The sequence below is a fragment of the Arthrobacter sp. Y-9 genome (assembly GCF_029690065.1).
GTDB lineage: Bacteria > Actinomycetota > Actinomycetes > Actinomycetales > Micrococcaceae > Arthrobacter_E.
Map to the genome: position 1 here is coordinate 211674 of NZ_CP121463.1, position 15267 is coordinate 226940.

Genomic DNA, 15267 nt, shown 5'->3' on the forward strand with positions numbered 1-15267 from the left:
CCATGCTTCACCGCACCGCACCCCAGCGCGCCCTGGCTCTCGCGGCGCTCGCCGCCGTCGTCATCCCCACGCTCGCCGCGTGCTCCGACCCGGGAGCCAGCGCGGCCTCGGGTCCCACCACCGCCGCCCGCAACGGCGTCACCTACAACACCTCGCCGCAGCAGGACCGGATCCGGGTGCAGAAGGACCCGGCCGCCGCCGCGAAGGTCCCCGCCGCCGTGTCCAAGGACGGGAAGCTGACCGTCGCCACGAGCGCCGGTTCCATCCCGCTGTCCTTCCACGCCACGGATGACAAGACGCCGGTCGGCAGCGAGCTGGACATCGCCCAGCTCGTGGCGGACAAGCTCGGCCTGGAACTGGACGTGAAGGTCACGTCGTGGGAGAGCTGGCCGCTGAAGACCCAGTCCGGCGAGGTGGAGACCGTGTTCTCGAACGTCGGGATCAACGGGGAACGCGTGAAGCTGTTCGACTTCTCCAGCTACCGCGCCGCGTTCATGGGGTTCGAGGCGAAGAAGGACTCCACGCTGGAGATCAAGGGCTCGGACGACATCTCCGGCAAGAAGATCTCCGTGGGATCCGGCACCAACCAGGAGAAGATCCTGCTGGCCTGGAACAAGGAGCTTGAAGCGAAGGGCAAGGCGCCCGCGCAGCTGGAGTACTACGCCAACGAGGCGGACACCATCCTCGCCCTGTCCTCCGGCCGCACCGATCTGAACCTCGGCCCGTACCCGTCTGCCGTGTACCGGGCGAACACGCGTGACGACCTCAAGGTCGTGGGCAAGGTCAACGCGGGCTGGCCGGCCACCACGCTCGTGGCGGCGGTCGCCAAGCGCGGAAACGGCCTGGCCGACGCCATCACCGCGGCGCTGAACTCGAGCATCAAGGACGGCAGCTACGCCAAGGTCCTCGCCCGCTGGGGCCTGTCCGAAGAGGCCCTGCCGGACTCCGAGACCATCACGGCGGAGAACTACGGATCCACCCCGGGAGCGAAGAAGTGAAATTCCAGGTCCTGGACATCATCCCGCATCTGAAGAACCCGCTGACCGGGGAGATCGTGTCTCCGTCCGAGCGGCTCAGCCAGGTGGTGGAGACCGCGCGGCGGGCCGAGGAGCTCGGCTTCGACTCCTTCTCCGTCGGGGAGCGGCATGCGGGCGAGTTCATCTCGTCCTCGCCCACCACGGTGCTGGCCGCGATCGCCGCCGTCACCAGCCGCATCCGCCTGCAGAGCGGGGTCACGGTGCTCTCGGTGCTCGACCCGGTCCGCGTGGCCGAGGACTACGCCACGATCGACCAGCTCTCCGCCGGCCGCCTCGAACTGGTGATCGGCAAGGGCAACGAGGTGCTGCAGTACCCGCTCTTCGGCCTGTCCCTGGAGGACCAGTGGGATCTGCTCGCCGAGAAGTACGGCCTGCTGCACCGCCTCTGGCGGGAGGAGGGCGTCACCTGGGAGGGCCGCTTCCGTCCCGCGCTCACCGACCCGACCACGACGACGCCGCGCCCCTTCGCCGGGGCGCCGCGCGTCTGGCACGGCTCGGCGACGTCGTTGACCAGCGCGGCGCTCGCCGCCCAGTACGGCGACCCGCTCTTCACCGCGAACGCCATCCAGCCGCGGGAGAACTACAAGGTCCTGATCGATCACTACCGCGAGGAGTACGCACGGCACGGTCACGATCCCCGGTTCGCGTACCTGGGGTCGGGCAGTGGCGCGGGCGGGGTCTTCCTGGCCGACACCACCCAGGAGGCCAAGGCCCAGTTCGGCCCGGTCTACGAAGCGCTCACCGCGCACCGGAACGTCCCGGGCAACAACTCGCCGTACCGGGACATCGACCACGCGGTGGCCGAAGGCCCGGCGCTCGTGGGCAGTCCGGAGCAGGTGGTGGACAAGATCCTGTCCTATCACGAGCTCTACGGCCACGATCTGCAGTCCATCTCGCTGCCCACCACCCTGCCGTTCGACCAGCAGCTCGAGCTGCTCGAACGGTTCGCCACGGAGGTCGTCCCGGCCGTCCGCGCGGCGGCCCCGACCACCTTGTGGGAGGAGTCGGACCCCTACGGCGGCCGGCCCGCCGTCGCGGGGGCCCACGAACCGGACGCCGCCGCCCGCATCACCGAACTCAACCACCAGCACAGGAGTCAGCATGCCTTCGTCAGTTGACAGCACCACGGCCGCGACCGGCCAGGCCGCCACGGCGGCCCCGGAGCCCGGCGCTTTCCAGGCCGAGTGGTACGCCTGGCACGCCCGCCACGAGGAACAGCGGGCCGCGCCTCACGGATTCCTGGCGGTCACCGGGCTGCACTTCCTGGACGACGCGCCCCAGAGGATCCCCGGCATCCCCGGCCTCTGGAACGCCGTCGAGGACACCGTGACCATCATCCTCTCCGCCGTCGAGCGGCTCAGCTGGGACGGCCGCGAACTGAACCCGGACGGCACCAGCAGCACCACCGTCCTCGGCCCCATCGCTGAGCGGGACGCCGTGCTGCTGGACCACGGTCGTGTGCAGATCGAGGTCGCCCGCCGGGGAGGTTTCCTGGTGGTCCGCCCCCGCGACCCCGAATACTCCCTCCGTGCCGACTACCCGGGCACGCCCGCCTACCCGGCGTCCGAGGAGTTCGCCGTGACGGCACAGGTCGAGTACTTCGAGCAGCCGCAGGCCGTCACGGTGGGGGCCGTGGTGGAGGGGATCGAGCACGTCTACGAGTCGCCTGCCCGCCTGCGGTTCACCCTGGGAGGGCAGGAGCACGTGCTGACCGCCTTCAACGGCTACGCACCCGGGACTTTCAACGTGCTGTTCACGGACCTGACCAGTGGCGACACCACCTACCCGGCCAACCGCTCGCTCGTGGTCACCCCGGCCGAGGACGGGACCGCCGTCCTGGACTTCAACCGCGCGGTGAACCTGCCGTGCGCCTACACGGACTTCGCCACGTGCCCCCTGCCGCCTGCGGGGAACCGCCTGCCGGTGGCCGTCGAGGCGGGGGAGAAGCTGCCGGTCGAGCGGGCCACGGCGGAGGCCCCGCGGTCCGCCGGGGCTCCCGAGAAGGAGGCCGCGGCATGAGCGGGTTCCTCATCCTTGAAGCGGACGGCGCCGGATCGCACCCGGCCGCCTGGCGCGCGAGTCGCACGGCGCCCGCCGCGGTCCTGGGCCCCGAACAGCTCCGGGACGTGGCGCTTGCCGCGGAATCGGCGGGCTTCCATGCCCTGAGTTACGCGGACGGGCCCCTGCCGGAGGGCGCCGACGCGCAGGCCCGGCTCAACGCCCTCCAGCGCGCGGCGTTCGTGGGGCCGCTGACCCATGCGATCGGGCTCCTGCCCGAGGTCGACACCGTCTACACCGAGCCGTTCCATGTGGCGACGCAGCTGGCCAGTCTCGACTACGTGTCCCAAGGCCGTGGCGGCTGGCTGCTCGCGGCGAGCGACGACGCGCGGGAGGCCGCCGCCGTCGGGCGTTCCGTGGCGGACGGTGACCGCCGCCGTGCCGAGGCGGGAGCGTCCGTGGAGGCGAACCGCCGGCTGTGGGACTCCTGGGAGGACGACGCTGTGATCAAGGACGTCGACTCAGGCCGCTACCTGGACGCCGACCGCCTCCACTACGCCGACTTCCAGGCGGACCTGGGCGACGGCGAGGGCTACTTCGTGAAGGGCCCGTCCATCATTCCGCGCCCCCTGCAGGGTCAGCTGCCCGTCGTGGCGCCGGCCGACCTGGTCTCGGAGGACGGTCCGCTGTCGCCGCGCGAGGTGGACGCCGTCCTGGTGAGCGCACCCTCGCTCGAGAGCCTCCGCCCCCGGCTCGCCGAGGCGCGGGAGGAGTTCGGCCCCCGTTCCGAGGGCGGTCCCGCCCTGGTCGCCGAGCTGGACGTGGTGCTCGACGTGCGGGGCCTGAGCGCCGCCGACCGCCTGGCCGCGCTGGACGCGGCCACACCGTGGGCCAGCGGGCGCGCGCGGTTCGTGGGGACGGCCGAGAAGCTTGCGGAGACCCTCGCGGATCTCCTGGGCCTCGCTGACGGAGTCCGCCTGCACCCGGCCGTCCTCGACACGGACCTGCCGGAACTGTCCGCGCTGACCCTCCCGCTGCTGCGCTCGCGGAACCTCCTGCGGCCGACGACGCCGGGAGGCGCCTTCCGCGCCGTGCTCGGACTGGAGCGCGCGGTCAATCGCTATTCGACGGAGGCCGCGCGCAGCGTCGCGGCCGGGACAGGGGCACAGGCATGAGCGGCGACAGCACACAGGGACACAGCACGCAGGGACACGGCACGCAGGGACACACCGTGGCGGACTTCCGGCCGAGCGGGCAGATCCAGTTCGGGATCTTCTTCCAGGGCGTCAATTCGGGCACCGTGTGGAAGACGCCCGAAGCCGGATCGCAGACCGACTTCGAGTCGTTCCGCCGGATCGCCCAGACCGCCGAACGCGGCCTGTTCGCGGCGTTCTTCCTGGGGGAGGGCCTGCGCCTGCGGGAGCATCTGGGCCGCGTCCACGAACTGGATGTGGCGGGCCGGCCCGACGCGCAGACCATGCTCGCGGCGCTGGCCGGCGTCACGGACAAGATCGGTCTCGTGGCGACGCAGAACACCACGTACAACGATCCCGCGGACCTGGCGCACCGCCTCGCCTCGCTGGATCTGATCTCGGGTGGCCGGGCCGCGTGGAACATCGTGACCACGGACAACGCGTGGACGGGCCAGAACTTCCGGCGCGGGGGATATCTGGACCACGCCGACCGGTACACGCACGCGGAGGCCTTCGTGAAGGTGGCCAAGGAGATCTGGGATTCCTGGGACGACGGCGTGATCGCGGGGAGCGGCGCGGCGGAGTCGTGGGCGTCCGGATCCGGCGAGGGACACGTCTTCGCGCGCCGCGTCCGGCATGAGGGGCAGCACTACTCGGTGGACGTCGTCCCGCGGCTGCCGCGCAGCGCGCAGTACCGGCCGGTGCTGTTCCAGGCGGGGGACTCGCCGGAAGGGCGGGATTTCGCGGCGCGGCAGGCGGACGTGATCTTCTCCGCCCACCCGCAGCTGGAGGATGCGCGGTCCTTCCGGGCCGATCTGGTGGAGCGCACGGTGGCGGCGGGCCGTCATCCCAACGAACTCCAGATCTTCCCCGCGAGCGAGTTCATCCTGGCGCCCACGGAGGCCGAGGCACTGGAGAAGAAGGCCTGGGTCCGGTCTCAGCAGATCGGACCTCAGCAGGCGATCGCGTTCCTGGAGCAGTTCTGGGGCACGAGCCTGTCCGGCTACGACCCGGACGGCCCCCTGCCCGAGATCGATCCGGTGGTGGAGGAGACCAGCGAGACGCGGGGCAGTGGGTTCCATGGGGCCCGGGCCCGGCAGCTGGCCGACCAGTGGCGGGCGGAAGCCAAGGACAAGGGGCTGTCCATCCGGCAGTTCGTCACGGCCCAGTCGGCGCGACGGGACGCGACCTTCACGGGCTCGTACCAGTCGGTGGCCGACCACCTGGCCGAGTATGCGCGGGACGGAGTGGTGGACGGGTTCAACATCTCCCCGTGGCTCATCCCGACCGGCCTCGACGACATCGTGAACCACCTGGTCCCGGCGCTGCAGGAACGCGGCGTGTATCCGACCGAGTACCGCGGGAGCACGCTCCGCGAGCATCTGGGCCTCCCGGTGCCGGCGCGCGACTGACGCGCTGCAGGGTCGGCTGATCCCGCCGTCGTCGTCTCTTCCGGACGACGACGGCGGCATCGCGCGTTCCCGGCGCACGGCGGCATCGCGCGTTCCCGGCGCACGGCCGTTCACGTGGGGGTCGGCTGCGCTCCGTCCACCGGGGTCTCGCCGGTTTCCGGGGTGGCGCGGTGAGCGGACGCCGGATTCGGGCCGCGCAGGAACCTGGAGAGCAGGTCGTGGAATTCCTTGCTTTTCCGCGGAAGGAAATGGAAATGCCGGGGCTCTTCCCGACGGCTCGCCTCGGCGAGGCGTTTGAACTCCTGGAGATCCTCCAGGACGCTGAGCTGATCGAGGCGGAAGAGCGATCCTGAGGTCTCGGACCTGCGGGCAGGATCCCAGAGGATCGTGAAGTCGATACGGGCCCGTCGGTGACCCATTTTCACGAACGTGATCTCGCCCTGGTGGCTGGGTTCTTCAGCGCACGACCACAGGATGACCTGGCCCGGGCGATGCTGCCGGACACGGGCGACGAACTGGCGGCGCCGGCCGATCTCGGTGGTGAAACAGACCAGTTCGTCTCCGAGGGGGACGGCGGAGGTGAGATGTCTCAGGAAACACGGGAGGAGCTCGACCCGGCTCCACAGCTCATAGGCTGCCTCCGCGGCGGGCCAGCTCCTCGGTGTCTTCACGGTTTCCGAACTGACCTGGGTTTTCGCGATCGACCATGATGATCTCCTTTCGAGTGCTTCCAACCGGCCGCCTTGCGCGACCTTGAAACCACTCAAACAGGTCTCACCGGAGCCGGTTGACCCCCTTTCTGCGCGGGGGGGATCCGCCCTACACTGTGGCGATCGTCCGGGCTGCCAAGCGCCGCTGCTCAGGAGGCCGAGAGACGGCTCATCGCTCGAGCTCTTCCGAGTGGAACCACTCGGAGGGCAGCCCGGCTTCAGGGAAGGTCACGAAGAGGGTGAAGCCGCGGACATCGAACCGTTCGCGCACCACGGTGCCTCTGCGGTCCGTGTAGTCGATCCCTTCGATAAGGGTGTGGCGGATGACTCGTACGGGATCTCCGACGGTGATCGGAGGGGTCACGGGCGACATGCGGTTCTTTCAGATGAGGGGTCTGGCACAGGGATCAGGCGGTGTGGAAGCAGCACGCGCACTGAGGCATGCCGGGCGTGTCCACGGCCTCGGGCTCGACGTAGCGCGCAAGGGACGTCCGCCGACCCCCGGCGGAGGAGACGGCCGCGACATGGGTGGTCGCGTGGGCGAGGTCCCGGAGGCGCTGTTGGAGCTTTCCGTAAGCGTCCTGGTAATCCGTTCCTTCGACCTCGAGGAGCATCGGCTTTCCGCTGATCGGGTGTGACACGTTGTGAAAAAGAAGCATGTGAAAGCGGAATCCATCCTGCTGTGCTGTGGGGTGTGGGACGCGTGGCGTGCGTCGGCCGGGAAGATCCAAGGGTTCCCGTCGCGCGAGCCCGCGCCGGACGGGGACAAGCGTGGCTGCATTTCCACCTAGGGGGGCACTCCATGCAGCCACGCTTGCGGTGCGTGACCTTCGAGGTGTCAGGTGAAGATCACGCGTCATGGACATCTCACTCCCCCATCGGGTGAGTTGCCCAAACTTCGGATGGGACCGCGAGCGGTCCGTCAGTCGCCTTAGCCGGCGGCCTCGACCGCATTGCTGTAGGCGCCGCTCGGGGCGATCTTCCAGACGTTGTCCTGGAGCACGAGAGAGAGCTCGACGGACTGGCCCTTCGAGGAGATCTGCACGACGCCGGTGCTGCCGTTGGCCACGAACGTCGAGGCGTCGATGTGGGCGTCGGCCGGCCATGAGGTGTTCGCGGCGACCGCGGGGAGGGGGACCAGGTTGTCAGGCAGCGCCAGGACCGACGCGAACGATGCGGCATCGGACTGGTTGACGCCTGCCACGATCTGGTCTGCTCGGGCCTGGGTGAACGGAATGTTGGACATGCTGTTTCCTTCGGTAGAAATCGTCCGGACACAGGCCTGAGGGCTCAGGCCGGGAACCGGGAGAGATGACGAGGCGGGAGGCCTCAGACGGTGGCGATACCCGAGAAGTTCACGGTGCCGATGCCGAAGGCCACTCCACCGGTCGCCAGACCGTTGAGGTTCCACGTGAGCGTGTAGGGGCACTGGAGGGTCAGGCCGAGGCCGTACTGGAGCGACAGGGTGACGTTCACGGACAGCGTCTTGGGGACGACCGGGTAGGACCCGATCCCCACGATCGCCCCGCCGTTCGGAAGGGTGACGTTGGTGAAGACGAAAGCGCTCGGGAAGACGCCGACGGTGGAGGTGTTACCGGCTCCGACGCCCAGGCCTGCCCCGGAGGTGTAGGTCCGGCCGTCGGACATGGTCAGCGTGGCCTGCGTGACGACGAAGGTGAAGGCCGGCTGGAAGATGTTCTGCCAGGTGATGCCGCACTGGGTCGCGTCGAGGCCGAAGGCGCCTCCGAGGGCGATGGTGCCCTTGTTGCCGGCGACCAGCGCCTGCGAGGTCCAGGCGCCGGAGGCCAGGCCACCGACCAGCGGAATGCCGGCCTTGACACAGGTGGGGCAGGTGGGGGTCGTAGAGGCCACGGCGGCCGGCGCGGCGACGGCAGCGGCGATGACCGGGGTCGCCCACACTGCGGACCGGGCGACGGACCGGCGGGTGACGTGTTGAGGTGAAGGCGGAGTGATGTCGGGCAAGGTTTTTCTCCCATGGATGAAGTGGTTCGGAGGCTGATTCTCCGGGGCACTGTTTCGAGGCAACAATGCATCAAGAATTCGGTGCTTTCAACCAAAAGAATGAAATTTGCGCCAAACAAACGACATAAACGTGCCAGACGATACTTTGCGGATAAATGTCGCGGACCGTTGCATTCAACAGGCTACTCTGAGGGGCATCCCGGGGCTCTCTCAGCATTGGCGCCCGGTCGGCGAAGGAAGGCCTGATGAATATTAATCCCGATTAATCGCGTCACGAAACTGAAGGCGCGCCACTGACACTGAGGACCATGCATCAGACCTGGTGCGCAAAATGACGCATATCGTGCACAAAATGGAGCTTCGACTCTTTGCCGAGTAGCGCTCCGGCCGATTCTGAGGTGGTTCCGGAGTGGCGCTTGCGCTCTTCTCGTGTGCGCCTTCGCCATCCGGTTCAGGCCGGCGGTGGATGGTCGCTGCGACTTTCATGACAGGCAAGACAAGGAGACCTATGAGGCCGACGACGCCGATTCCGCACCCTCCCCGGGGTCCCGTGGAATGGAAGGTCATCGAGAATAAGCTCATCGTCGAGGAGAGCGGGCTCGTCGAGGACATCACGTCCGGCGTGGGCACCCTTCTCAATGTGGAGAGCTTCGGCAAGTTCGGGGTCTCGTCCCGGTCCGCTCCCACCTTCTCGGCCGAGGGTGTGAGCTTCTACACCGGCAACACGGGAGCCTCGGATGTGGTCGTCGAGGGTGGGACCTATGACGTCCACCATGACCCGGGCATCGGGTCGGTGAAGCTCTCGATCCTCTCCGAGGGGACGATGAGCGTGCATTCCCGCAACGGGACCATGGTCCGATCGGCGGGCCATGGGTTCGTCCTCCGCCCCGGCGAGGACCGGACCGTGGAATTCTCCGACGGCGCGCGCGTCGTCGTCATCGAGACGTCCAAAGAAATCCTCGAGGGGTACAACAATGGCGCGGTGAATAAGGATCCATTGCAGTTCGGGCCCGGGGGGACTCTTTCCGAGTCCATTCTCGCGTTCGGCACGTCTGTCGCACATCACCGCACTGCGGGACCGCTCAACAATTATTTCATCGATCAATTCCTGCAGGAGATGGTCGCCAGTGTCGTTCTGAGCGTGAAGGGTGTCAGCGAGGCCGAGCGCCGCGGGCGATCGGGCGCCTTCAGCCAGTCCCAGTATTTGATCAACGGGCGTTATATCGATCCGTCATTCTCGGTCACCGAACTCGCCTCGCTTCTGAAGATGTCGGTCCGGAATCTTCAGGACATCTATGCGCAGCAGGGAAAGAATGTCAGCCAGGCCATTCGCGATCGCAGGCTTCAGGAAGCCAAACGGCTCCTGAGTGATCCCGTGTACATCAATCTCACGGTCGAAGAAGTCGCGACCTATTCGGGATTCGACAATACGCAGCGGCTGCGCAGGGCTTTCGAGACCGCGAAGCTCCCGAATCCCCGCGCCTACCGGGCCCAGGCGATGCGGGAGGCCGCGGCAGCGGGCTGACGGACGTCACCTGCCGGCGTCGAGCGGCTGAGACCCGGACGCCCTGATCAGCCGTTCGCCCCGTGCCCGGGCGCCGTCGATCGCGGTCCGCGGTGATTCGATGGTGAAGTCGGCGTCGAGCATGCCGAGCGCGAGGAGCGCCCAGTCCAGGGTTTTCGCGTGCACGGTCACGCGGCAGCTGCCGTCGGAGACCGCCGAGGCCGTGGCCCACCGCCCGATCCTTTCGGTCACCTCGCGCTCCGGCGCCGCGACCAGTGCGACCACGTCCTGCGGACCTGGCGCCTTGTCGGCCCGGTCGCGGATGAACGCGACGGGGTTCTCCGCGGGCAGGGTCCGCGGGGCGAACCGGGCGCCGGTCGGGACCGGCCGGCTCATCCGGTCCAGGCGGAAGGAGCGCCAATCGCCGCGGTCCAGGTCGTAGCAGACCAGGTACCACCGCAGCCCGAGGCGGACCATGCGCAGAGGCTCGACGTGCCGCGTGCTCGCGCGCCCGTCGGCCGCGGTGTAGTCGAATCCGATCCGCTCCCGGTCCCGGCAGGCCTGCCCGATGATGATCAGGAGTTCCGGATCGATCATCTCCTCGACCGGTTCCCAGAAGTGGCTCTCGGTGGCCGCCCCGATCGCCTCGACCCTTCTCCTCAGCCCTCGCGGCATCACCTGGACGAGTTTTGCCAGTGCGCGCACCGAGGCTTCGGCCACCCCGCTCACCGCCCCCTGGGCGGCCGACCGCAAGGCGATCGCAAGGGCTACGGCCTCCTCGTCGTCCAGCAGCAGCGGCGGCATGGCCGCCCCCGACGCGAGCTGGTAGCCGCCGTCGACTCCGCGCGCCGCCTCCACGGGGTAGCCCAGATCCCGGAGGCGCTCGACGTCGCGCCGGAGAGTCCGGACGGAGACTTCCAGCCGCCCGGCCAGCTCCGCTCCCGGCCAGTACCGTCGTGCCTGCAGCAGGGAGAGCAGCCGGAGCGTCCGTGAACTCGTGTTCGCCATGTTCTCAGTTTCCTCCTCATTGAGGACGGAAAGTGACACCAATGGTGCGTAGCGTTGAAGACATCAAGACCGGAACGACCAAGGAGATGTCATGACTGCACGGATGATCAACGCTGTGGGCACGGGCGAGAAAGCCGATCTGCTGGGCGCCCTGGCGCAGGCCCGCGAGTTCCTCAGCTACACCTGTCGCGGGGTGAGCGAAGAGGACGCCCGGAAGCGCACCACGGTCAGCGAGCTGACGCTCGGCGGCCTGATCAAGCATGTCACGTCGGTGGAGCGGCATTGGGTGGACTTCATCGTGAACGGCCCGGAGTCGGCGGCCGCGACGAGTGATTTCTCCAACCTCACCGAGGAGGATTTCGCCCGCTATGCCGATGGATTCCGACTGACCGATGGAGAGACGCTGGCCGGCGCCCTGGAGGACTATCAGGCCGCCGCGGAGGAGACCGCACGCGTGGTCGAGGGGCTGGAAGACCTCGGGGTCTCGCATGATCTCCCCGCGACGCCGTGGGGCGAAGCGCGGAGCTGGTCAGCGCGGCGCACGCTGATCCACATCATCGCCGAGACCACGCAGCACGCCGGGCACGCGGACATCATCCGGGAGGCCCTGGACGGTCAGAAGACCATGGGCTGAACGGCTCCGCCCGACGAGGCGGGGCACGGAGCGGGCGGGGAGCCGGAACGGAAGTTCCGGCTCCCCGCCCGTCGTCGTGGTGGACCTCGGGCCTCAGGCCGGGTCGGGGTCGGACAGGTCCTCGACCGCTGAGGGGGTCATGCCCTCGAACAGCACTCCGATGCCGTAGGGATCCGCGAGCTCCAGCGGCGACTCCGTGAACCGGAGCATCCAGCCGCCGTCGTCCCAGATGACCGCCTCGGGTTCGCCGAACGGTGGTTGGTCGCTCCGCAGAGCCTGGAGTTCGTCGTCGCGCAGGCCGAAGCCCGGTTCACGGAGCTCTTCCCGCAGATACGCGCCGGCCACGTCGGCGAGTTCGCCGAACCGGGCGATCACCTCAGCGGTGAGCCGGAGGACTTCCGGTCCGGGCTCCGCCGCGGGCTCCACGATGATGTTCACCGTGGGGGAGGAGCCACCGTGGGCCGCCTCGAGCGACGCCGTCCAGCAGGCGATGGGCTCGGGTGCGTCGATGAGGGTGAACGCCGTGCCGGCGATGTCGAGATGGTGCGGGATGTCTGCCACCGGCCCAGTCAACCATCACCCCCGTCGAATGGACAGCGGCTCCCGCAGCTCGCAGGCCGCACGCTGCTCAGGATCCAACACGAAGCCCTCCTGAACTTCCCGAAAAACACCCTTGACCCACGGCACGTGACATGTAACATTGTACTGAGCCAGTGATGTGAATCACATGGCACTCACGTGGTCGGAGCTCCGGCCCTGGCAGGGAAGACAGGCATGGCGAAATCAACCCCCACCGAAGCGCACCGGGTGCCACGGCTCGGCATCCAGCTGGAGAACATCAGGAAGCACTACGGCGACCATGTGGTCCTGGACGATGTGTCCCTGGATGTGGAACCCGGCACCGTCACCGCATTGATCGGCCCCTCCGGCGCCGGGAAGAGCACCTTCCTCCGGTGCATCAACCTGCTGGAGCAGCCCGACGGCGGCACCATCCGGGTGGCCGGTCACACGATCGAACCCGGGAAGAACATCGCCCCCAAGGACCTGGCCCGCCTGCGCAGCGCCGTCGGCATGGTCTTCCAGTCCTTCAACCTCTTCCCGCACATGACGGCGCTGAAGAACATCAGTTTCCCGCAGCAGCGGGTGCTGGGCCGCAGCAAGGAGGAGGCCGACGAGCGGGCCATGCAGCTGCTCGAACGCGTGGGTCTCAAGGACAAGGCGAACCAGCACCCCGGCCGTTGCTCCGGCGGCCAGCAGCAGCGCATCGCCATCGCCAGGGCCCTCGCCCTGGACCCGTCGATCATGCTCTTCGACGAGCCCACCTCCGCCCTGGACCCCGAAGTCGGCCTGGAAGTGCTGGCCGTCATGCGGGAGCTCGCGGCGGACGGCATGACCATGGTGGTGGTGACGCACGAGATGCAGTTCGCCCGGGACGTCTCCGACACCCTCGTGGTCATGGCGGACTGCAAGATCATCGAGCAGGGCGACCCGCGCGCCATCATGAGCGACCCGCAGGAGGCGCGCACCCGCCGCTTCCTGCGCGCCGTCCTGGAGCGCTGACATGGAAGCGCTCACCGCCGTCGTCCAGGGCCTGCCCATGACGCTGTGGCTGACGCTGGCCGCGTTCGCCATCGGCATCGTCGGAGCGGTCCCGCTCTCCCTGGCTCTGACCTCGCCCGTGGCGCCGCTGCGCTGGGCCGCGCGCCTGCTCGTGGACCTGATCCGCGGCGTGCCGATCATCGTCTGGCTGTTCCTGCTGAAGTTCGGCATCCATATGGGGACGTTCAAGTTCGACCCCGTCAACGCCGCGATCGTGGGCCTGGGCGTGGTGTCGATCGCCTACCTGGCCGAGATCTACCGCGGCGGCATCCAGGCGGTGCCGCGCGGTCAGCTGGAGGCGTCCAAGGCGCTGGGCCTGTCCGGCGCGACCACGTTCTTCGGCGTCGTGATCCCGCAGGCGTTCCGGATCGTCTCCCCGTCCATCGCCACGTACCTGGTGGGCCTGCTGAAGGACTCCTCCATCGCCTCGACCATCATCGTGGCGGAGATGGTGTTCCAGTCCCAGTCGTTCGCCCGTCAGCACCCCACGGTGGAGGGCATCCTCCCGTACGTGATCGTGGGCATCATCTACATCGTCCTGAGCCTGCCGGTGGCCTTCCTGTCCCGGCGTCTCGACGCCCGCATGAGGAAGGCGATCTTCGTATGAACTGGCTTCAGCAATGGGCGGAGTACATGCCCCAGATGCTGTCCGGGCTCGGCGTGAGTCTCTTCATCGCCGGGGTGTCGATCGTGATCGGCTACCCGCTCGGCCTGCTCCTGAGCGTCATGGTGCAGCGCAACAACCTGGTCATCCGGACCCTGGGCCTTGCGATCGTCGAGATCGGCCGCGGCGCCCCCGCCCTCGTGATCCTGTACCTGGTCTACTACGGGCTGCCGAAGTTCGGCATCGCGTTCGAGAGCATCCAGGCCGCGTGCATCGCGCTCGTGTGGAACGCCGCGGCGTACTCGAGCGAGATCATCCGCGCGGGTCTGCAGTCCGTGGCCCGTGGGCAGACCGAGGCGGCTCAGGTCCTGGGTCTGTCCTCCCGGGACACGTTCTTCCGCGTCATCATGCCGCAGGGCATGCGGTCGGCGATCCCGGGCCTGATGGGCGTGGCCATCCAGATGTTCCAGGGCACCTCGCTGGCCTACGCCATCGCGGTCCCGGAGCTGATGAAGTCCGCCTACAACATCGGCAGCCAGGACTTCAATTACCTGCAGATCTTCACGCTGGCCGGCATCTGCTACGCCGCGATCTCCATGCCGGCCACCTGGATCACCGTCTACTTCGAAAAGCGCATGTCCCGTCATGCGTGACCCGGCCTCTGAAACTCCCACAACCCCCTTTGAGAGGAACCCCATGAAAATCCAGAAGCTCAAGCGCCCTGGTGCGCTGGCCGCCGTCGTTCTGCTCGCCGGCGTCGGCCTGACGGCCTGCGGAAGCTCCGGTTCGACGACGGCGTCGGCCGACTGCACGCCGAAGCACCAGGGCGTCACCACCGTCGCTCCGGGCAAGCTGACCGTGGGCGTCATCGACATCCCGCCCTTCAGCAGCTACAACAGCGGCAAGCCGACCGGCATCGACATCTCGATCGTGGACAAGATCGCCAAGGACGAATGCCTGACCCCGGTCTACCAGCAGGCGACCTACGCCGACGCCGTGCAGTCGATCTCCGGCGGCAGCATCGACCTGGCCGTCGGCACGATCGACGCCACAGAGAAGCGTCTGAAGGCCGTGGACTTCTCCGCCTCCACCTACCTGGACGGCATGGGCATCGCCACCAAGACCGGCGCCAAGACGGTGGCCGATCTGGAGAAGATGAACAAGGTCGGCACGATCGACGGTTACCTCTGGGTCGAGGACCTCAAGAAGATCCTGGGCGACAAGCTGGTCACCTACCCCTCCAGCGTGGAGCTGAAGGCGGACTTCGACGCCGGCCGTCTGGACGCGGACGTCGACGCCTACGGCGTGCAGGTGCTGCAGTTCAAGGACGCCAAGGGCGTCACGGTTTCCCTGGCCAACGACAAGCCGGACCCCCGCGTCGGCGCCATCACCCACTCGCCGGAAGCGGCTTTCCCGCTGACCAAGGGCAACACCAGCCTGAAGCAGGCGCTCAGCGACGGCATCGAGTCGCAGCGCAAGGACGGCACCATCACCAAGCTCCTGACGGGCGCGGGTCTCACCGAAGGCCTGGGCAAGGTGGCCGACCAGCAGTACGTGGTCCCCGCCAGCTGATTCACCCCTGATG

The 15267-nt window shown here is 68.1% G+C and carries 18 protein-coding genes; 11 read left to right on the forward strand and 7 right to left on the reverse strand.

What is annotated here, in order from left to right; translation table 11 throughout:
* Positions 1-2: 2 nt before the first annotated feature.
* Genes P9849_RS00945 through P9849_RS00965 form a run of 5 tightly spaced genes read left to right on the forward strand, consistent with a single transcriptional unit; the run spans position 3 to position 5640 of the window.
* Positions 3-998 (forward strand): ABC transporter substrate-binding protein, encoded by a 996-nt coding sequence (locus tag P9849_RS00945; protein ID WP_278267875.1) that lies wholly within the window; start codon positions 3-5, stop codon positions 996-998.
* Positions 995-2155 (forward strand): LLM class flavin-dependent oxidoreductase, encoded by a 1161-nt coding sequence (locus tag P9849_RS00950; RefSeq protein ID WP_278267876.1) that lies wholly within the window; start codon positions 995-997, stop codon positions 2153-2155. The genes P9849_RS00945 and P9849_RS00950 overlap by 4 nt, the downstream gene beginning before the upstream one ends.
* The gene (locus tag P9849_RS00955; protein WP_278267877.1) at positions 2139-3056 is read left to right on the forward strand and encodes a DUF1684 domain-containing protein; all 918 of its coding nucleotides are present in this window, start codon (positions 2139-2141) and stop codon (positions 3054-3056) included. Before P9849_RS00950 ends, P9849_RS00955 begins: the two co-directional genes overlap by 17 nt.
* On the forward strand, positions 3053-4210 hold the full coding sequence (locus P9849_RS00960; protein ID WP_278267878.1) for an LLM class flavin-dependent oxidoreductase: 1158 nt from the start codon (positions 3053-3055) through the stop codon (positions 4208-4210). The genes P9849_RS00955 and P9849_RS00960 overlap by 4 nt, the downstream gene beginning before the upstream one ends.
* Entirely contained in the window at positions 4207-5640 is a 1434-nt protein-coding gene (locus tag P9849_RS00965; protein WP_278267879.1) for an NtaA/DmoA family FMN-dependent monooxygenase, read from the forward strand. The genes P9849_RS00960 and P9849_RS00965 overlap by 4 nt, the downstream gene beginning before the upstream one ends.
* Positions 5641-5750: 110 nt before the next feature.
* Here P9849_RS00965 and P9849_RS00970 read toward each other — a convergent pair whose 3' ends face one another.
* The 5 genes from P9849_RS00970 to P9849_RS00990 form a co-directional block, all read right to left on the reverse strand.
* Positions 5751-6311 (reverse strand): hypothetical protein, encoded by a 561-nt coding sequence (locus tag P9849_RS00970; protein ID WP_278267880.1) that lies wholly within the window; start codon positions 6309-6311, stop codon positions 5751-5753.
* A 208-nt stretch (positions 6312-6519) separates the two neighbouring features.
* The gene (locus P9849_RS00975) at positions 6520-6714 is read right to left on the reverse strand and encodes a hypothetical protein (RefSeq protein ID WP_278267881.1); all 195 of its coding nucleotides are present in this window, start codon (positions 6712-6714) and stop codon (positions 6520-6522) included.
* Positions 6715-6757: 43 nt separating this feature from the next.
* Positions 6758-6991, reverse strand: a complete 234-nt coding sequence (locus P9849_RS00980; protein WP_278267882.1) for a hypothetical protein — start codon at positions 6989-6991, stop codon at positions 6758-6760.
* A gap of 290 nt (positions 6992-7281) precedes the next feature.
* On the reverse strand, positions 7282-7596 hold the full coding sequence (locus P9849_RS00985; protein WP_278267883.1) for a hypothetical protein: 315 nt from the start codon (positions 7594-7596) through the stop codon (positions 7282-7284).
* 83 nt (positions 7597-7679) lie between these two features.
* Complete coding sequence (locus P9849_RS00990; protein WP_278267884.1) at positions 7680-8333, reverse strand: hypothetical protein; 654 nt, start codon at positions 8331-8333, stop codon at positions 7680-7682.
* A 550-nt stretch (positions 8334-8883) separates the two neighbouring features.
* Between P9849_RS00990 and P9849_RS00995 the strand changes: the two genes are divergently transcribed.
* Positions 8884-9858 carry a helix-turn-helix domain-containing protein gene (locus P9849_RS00995; protein ID WP_278267885.1) on the forward strand — a complete coding sequence of 325 codons (975 nt, stop codon included), beginning with the start codon at positions 8884-8886 and terminating at the stop codon, positions 9856-9858.
* Between the two features lie 6 nt (positions 9859-9864).
* Here the strand turns inward: P9849_RS00995 and P9849_RS01000 are convergent, their stop codons facing one another.
* Positions 9865-10884 carry a YafY family protein gene (locus P9849_RS01000; protein WP_278267887.1) on the reverse strand — a complete coding sequence of 340 codons (1020 nt, stop codon included), beginning with the start codon at positions 10882-10884 and terminating at the stop codon, positions 9865-9867.
* Positions 10885-10936: 52 nt separating this feature from the next.
* Here P9849_RS01000 and P9849_RS01005 point away from each other — a divergent pair, with 52 nt between their 5' ends.
* Complete coding sequence (locus P9849_RS01005; protein ID WP_278267888.1) at positions 10937-11479, forward strand: DinB family protein; 543 nt, start codon at positions 10937-10939, stop codon at positions 11477-11479.
* Between the two features lie 93 nt (positions 11480-11572).
* Here the strand turns inward: P9849_RS01005 and P9849_RS01010 are convergent, their stop codons facing one another.
* Positions 11573-12040: a hypothetical protein gene (locus P9849_RS01010; RefSeq protein ID WP_278267889.1), complete on the reverse strand. Its 468-nt coding sequence runs from the start codon at positions 12038-12040 to the stop codon at positions 11573-11575.
* Positions 12041-12253: 213 nt separating this feature from the next.
* Here P9849_RS01010 and P9849_RS01015 point away from each other — a divergent pair, with 213 nt between their 5' ends.
* Genes P9849_RS01015 through P9849_RS01030 form a run of 4 tightly spaced genes read left to right on the forward strand, consistent with a single transcriptional unit; the run spans position 12254 to position 15254 of the window.
* Complete coding sequence (locus P9849_RS01015; protein WP_107003992.1) at positions 12254-13039, forward strand: amino acid ABC transporter ATP-binding protein; 786 nt, start codon at positions 12254-12256, stop codon at positions 13037-13039.
* Between the two features lies 1 nt (position 13040).
* A complete protein-coding gene (locus P9849_RS01020; protein WP_278267890.1) occupies positions 13041-13685 on the forward strand; it encodes an amino acid ABC transporter permease in 645 nt (214 codons plus the stop codon).
* On the forward strand, positions 13682-14335 hold the full coding sequence (locus P9849_RS01025) for an amino acid ABC transporter permease (RefSeq protein ID WP_278267891.1): 654 nt from the start codon (positions 13682-13684) through the stop codon (positions 14333-14335). The genes P9849_RS01020 and P9849_RS01025 overlap by 4 nt, the downstream gene beginning before the upstream one ends.
* Before the next feature lie 43 nt (positions 14336-14378).
* On the forward strand, positions 14379-15254 hold the full coding sequence (locus P9849_RS01030; protein ID WP_066216544.1) for an ABC transporter substrate-binding protein: 876 nt from the start codon (positions 14379-14381) through the stop codon (positions 15252-15254).
* Positions 15255-15267 lie beyond the last annotated feature (13 nt).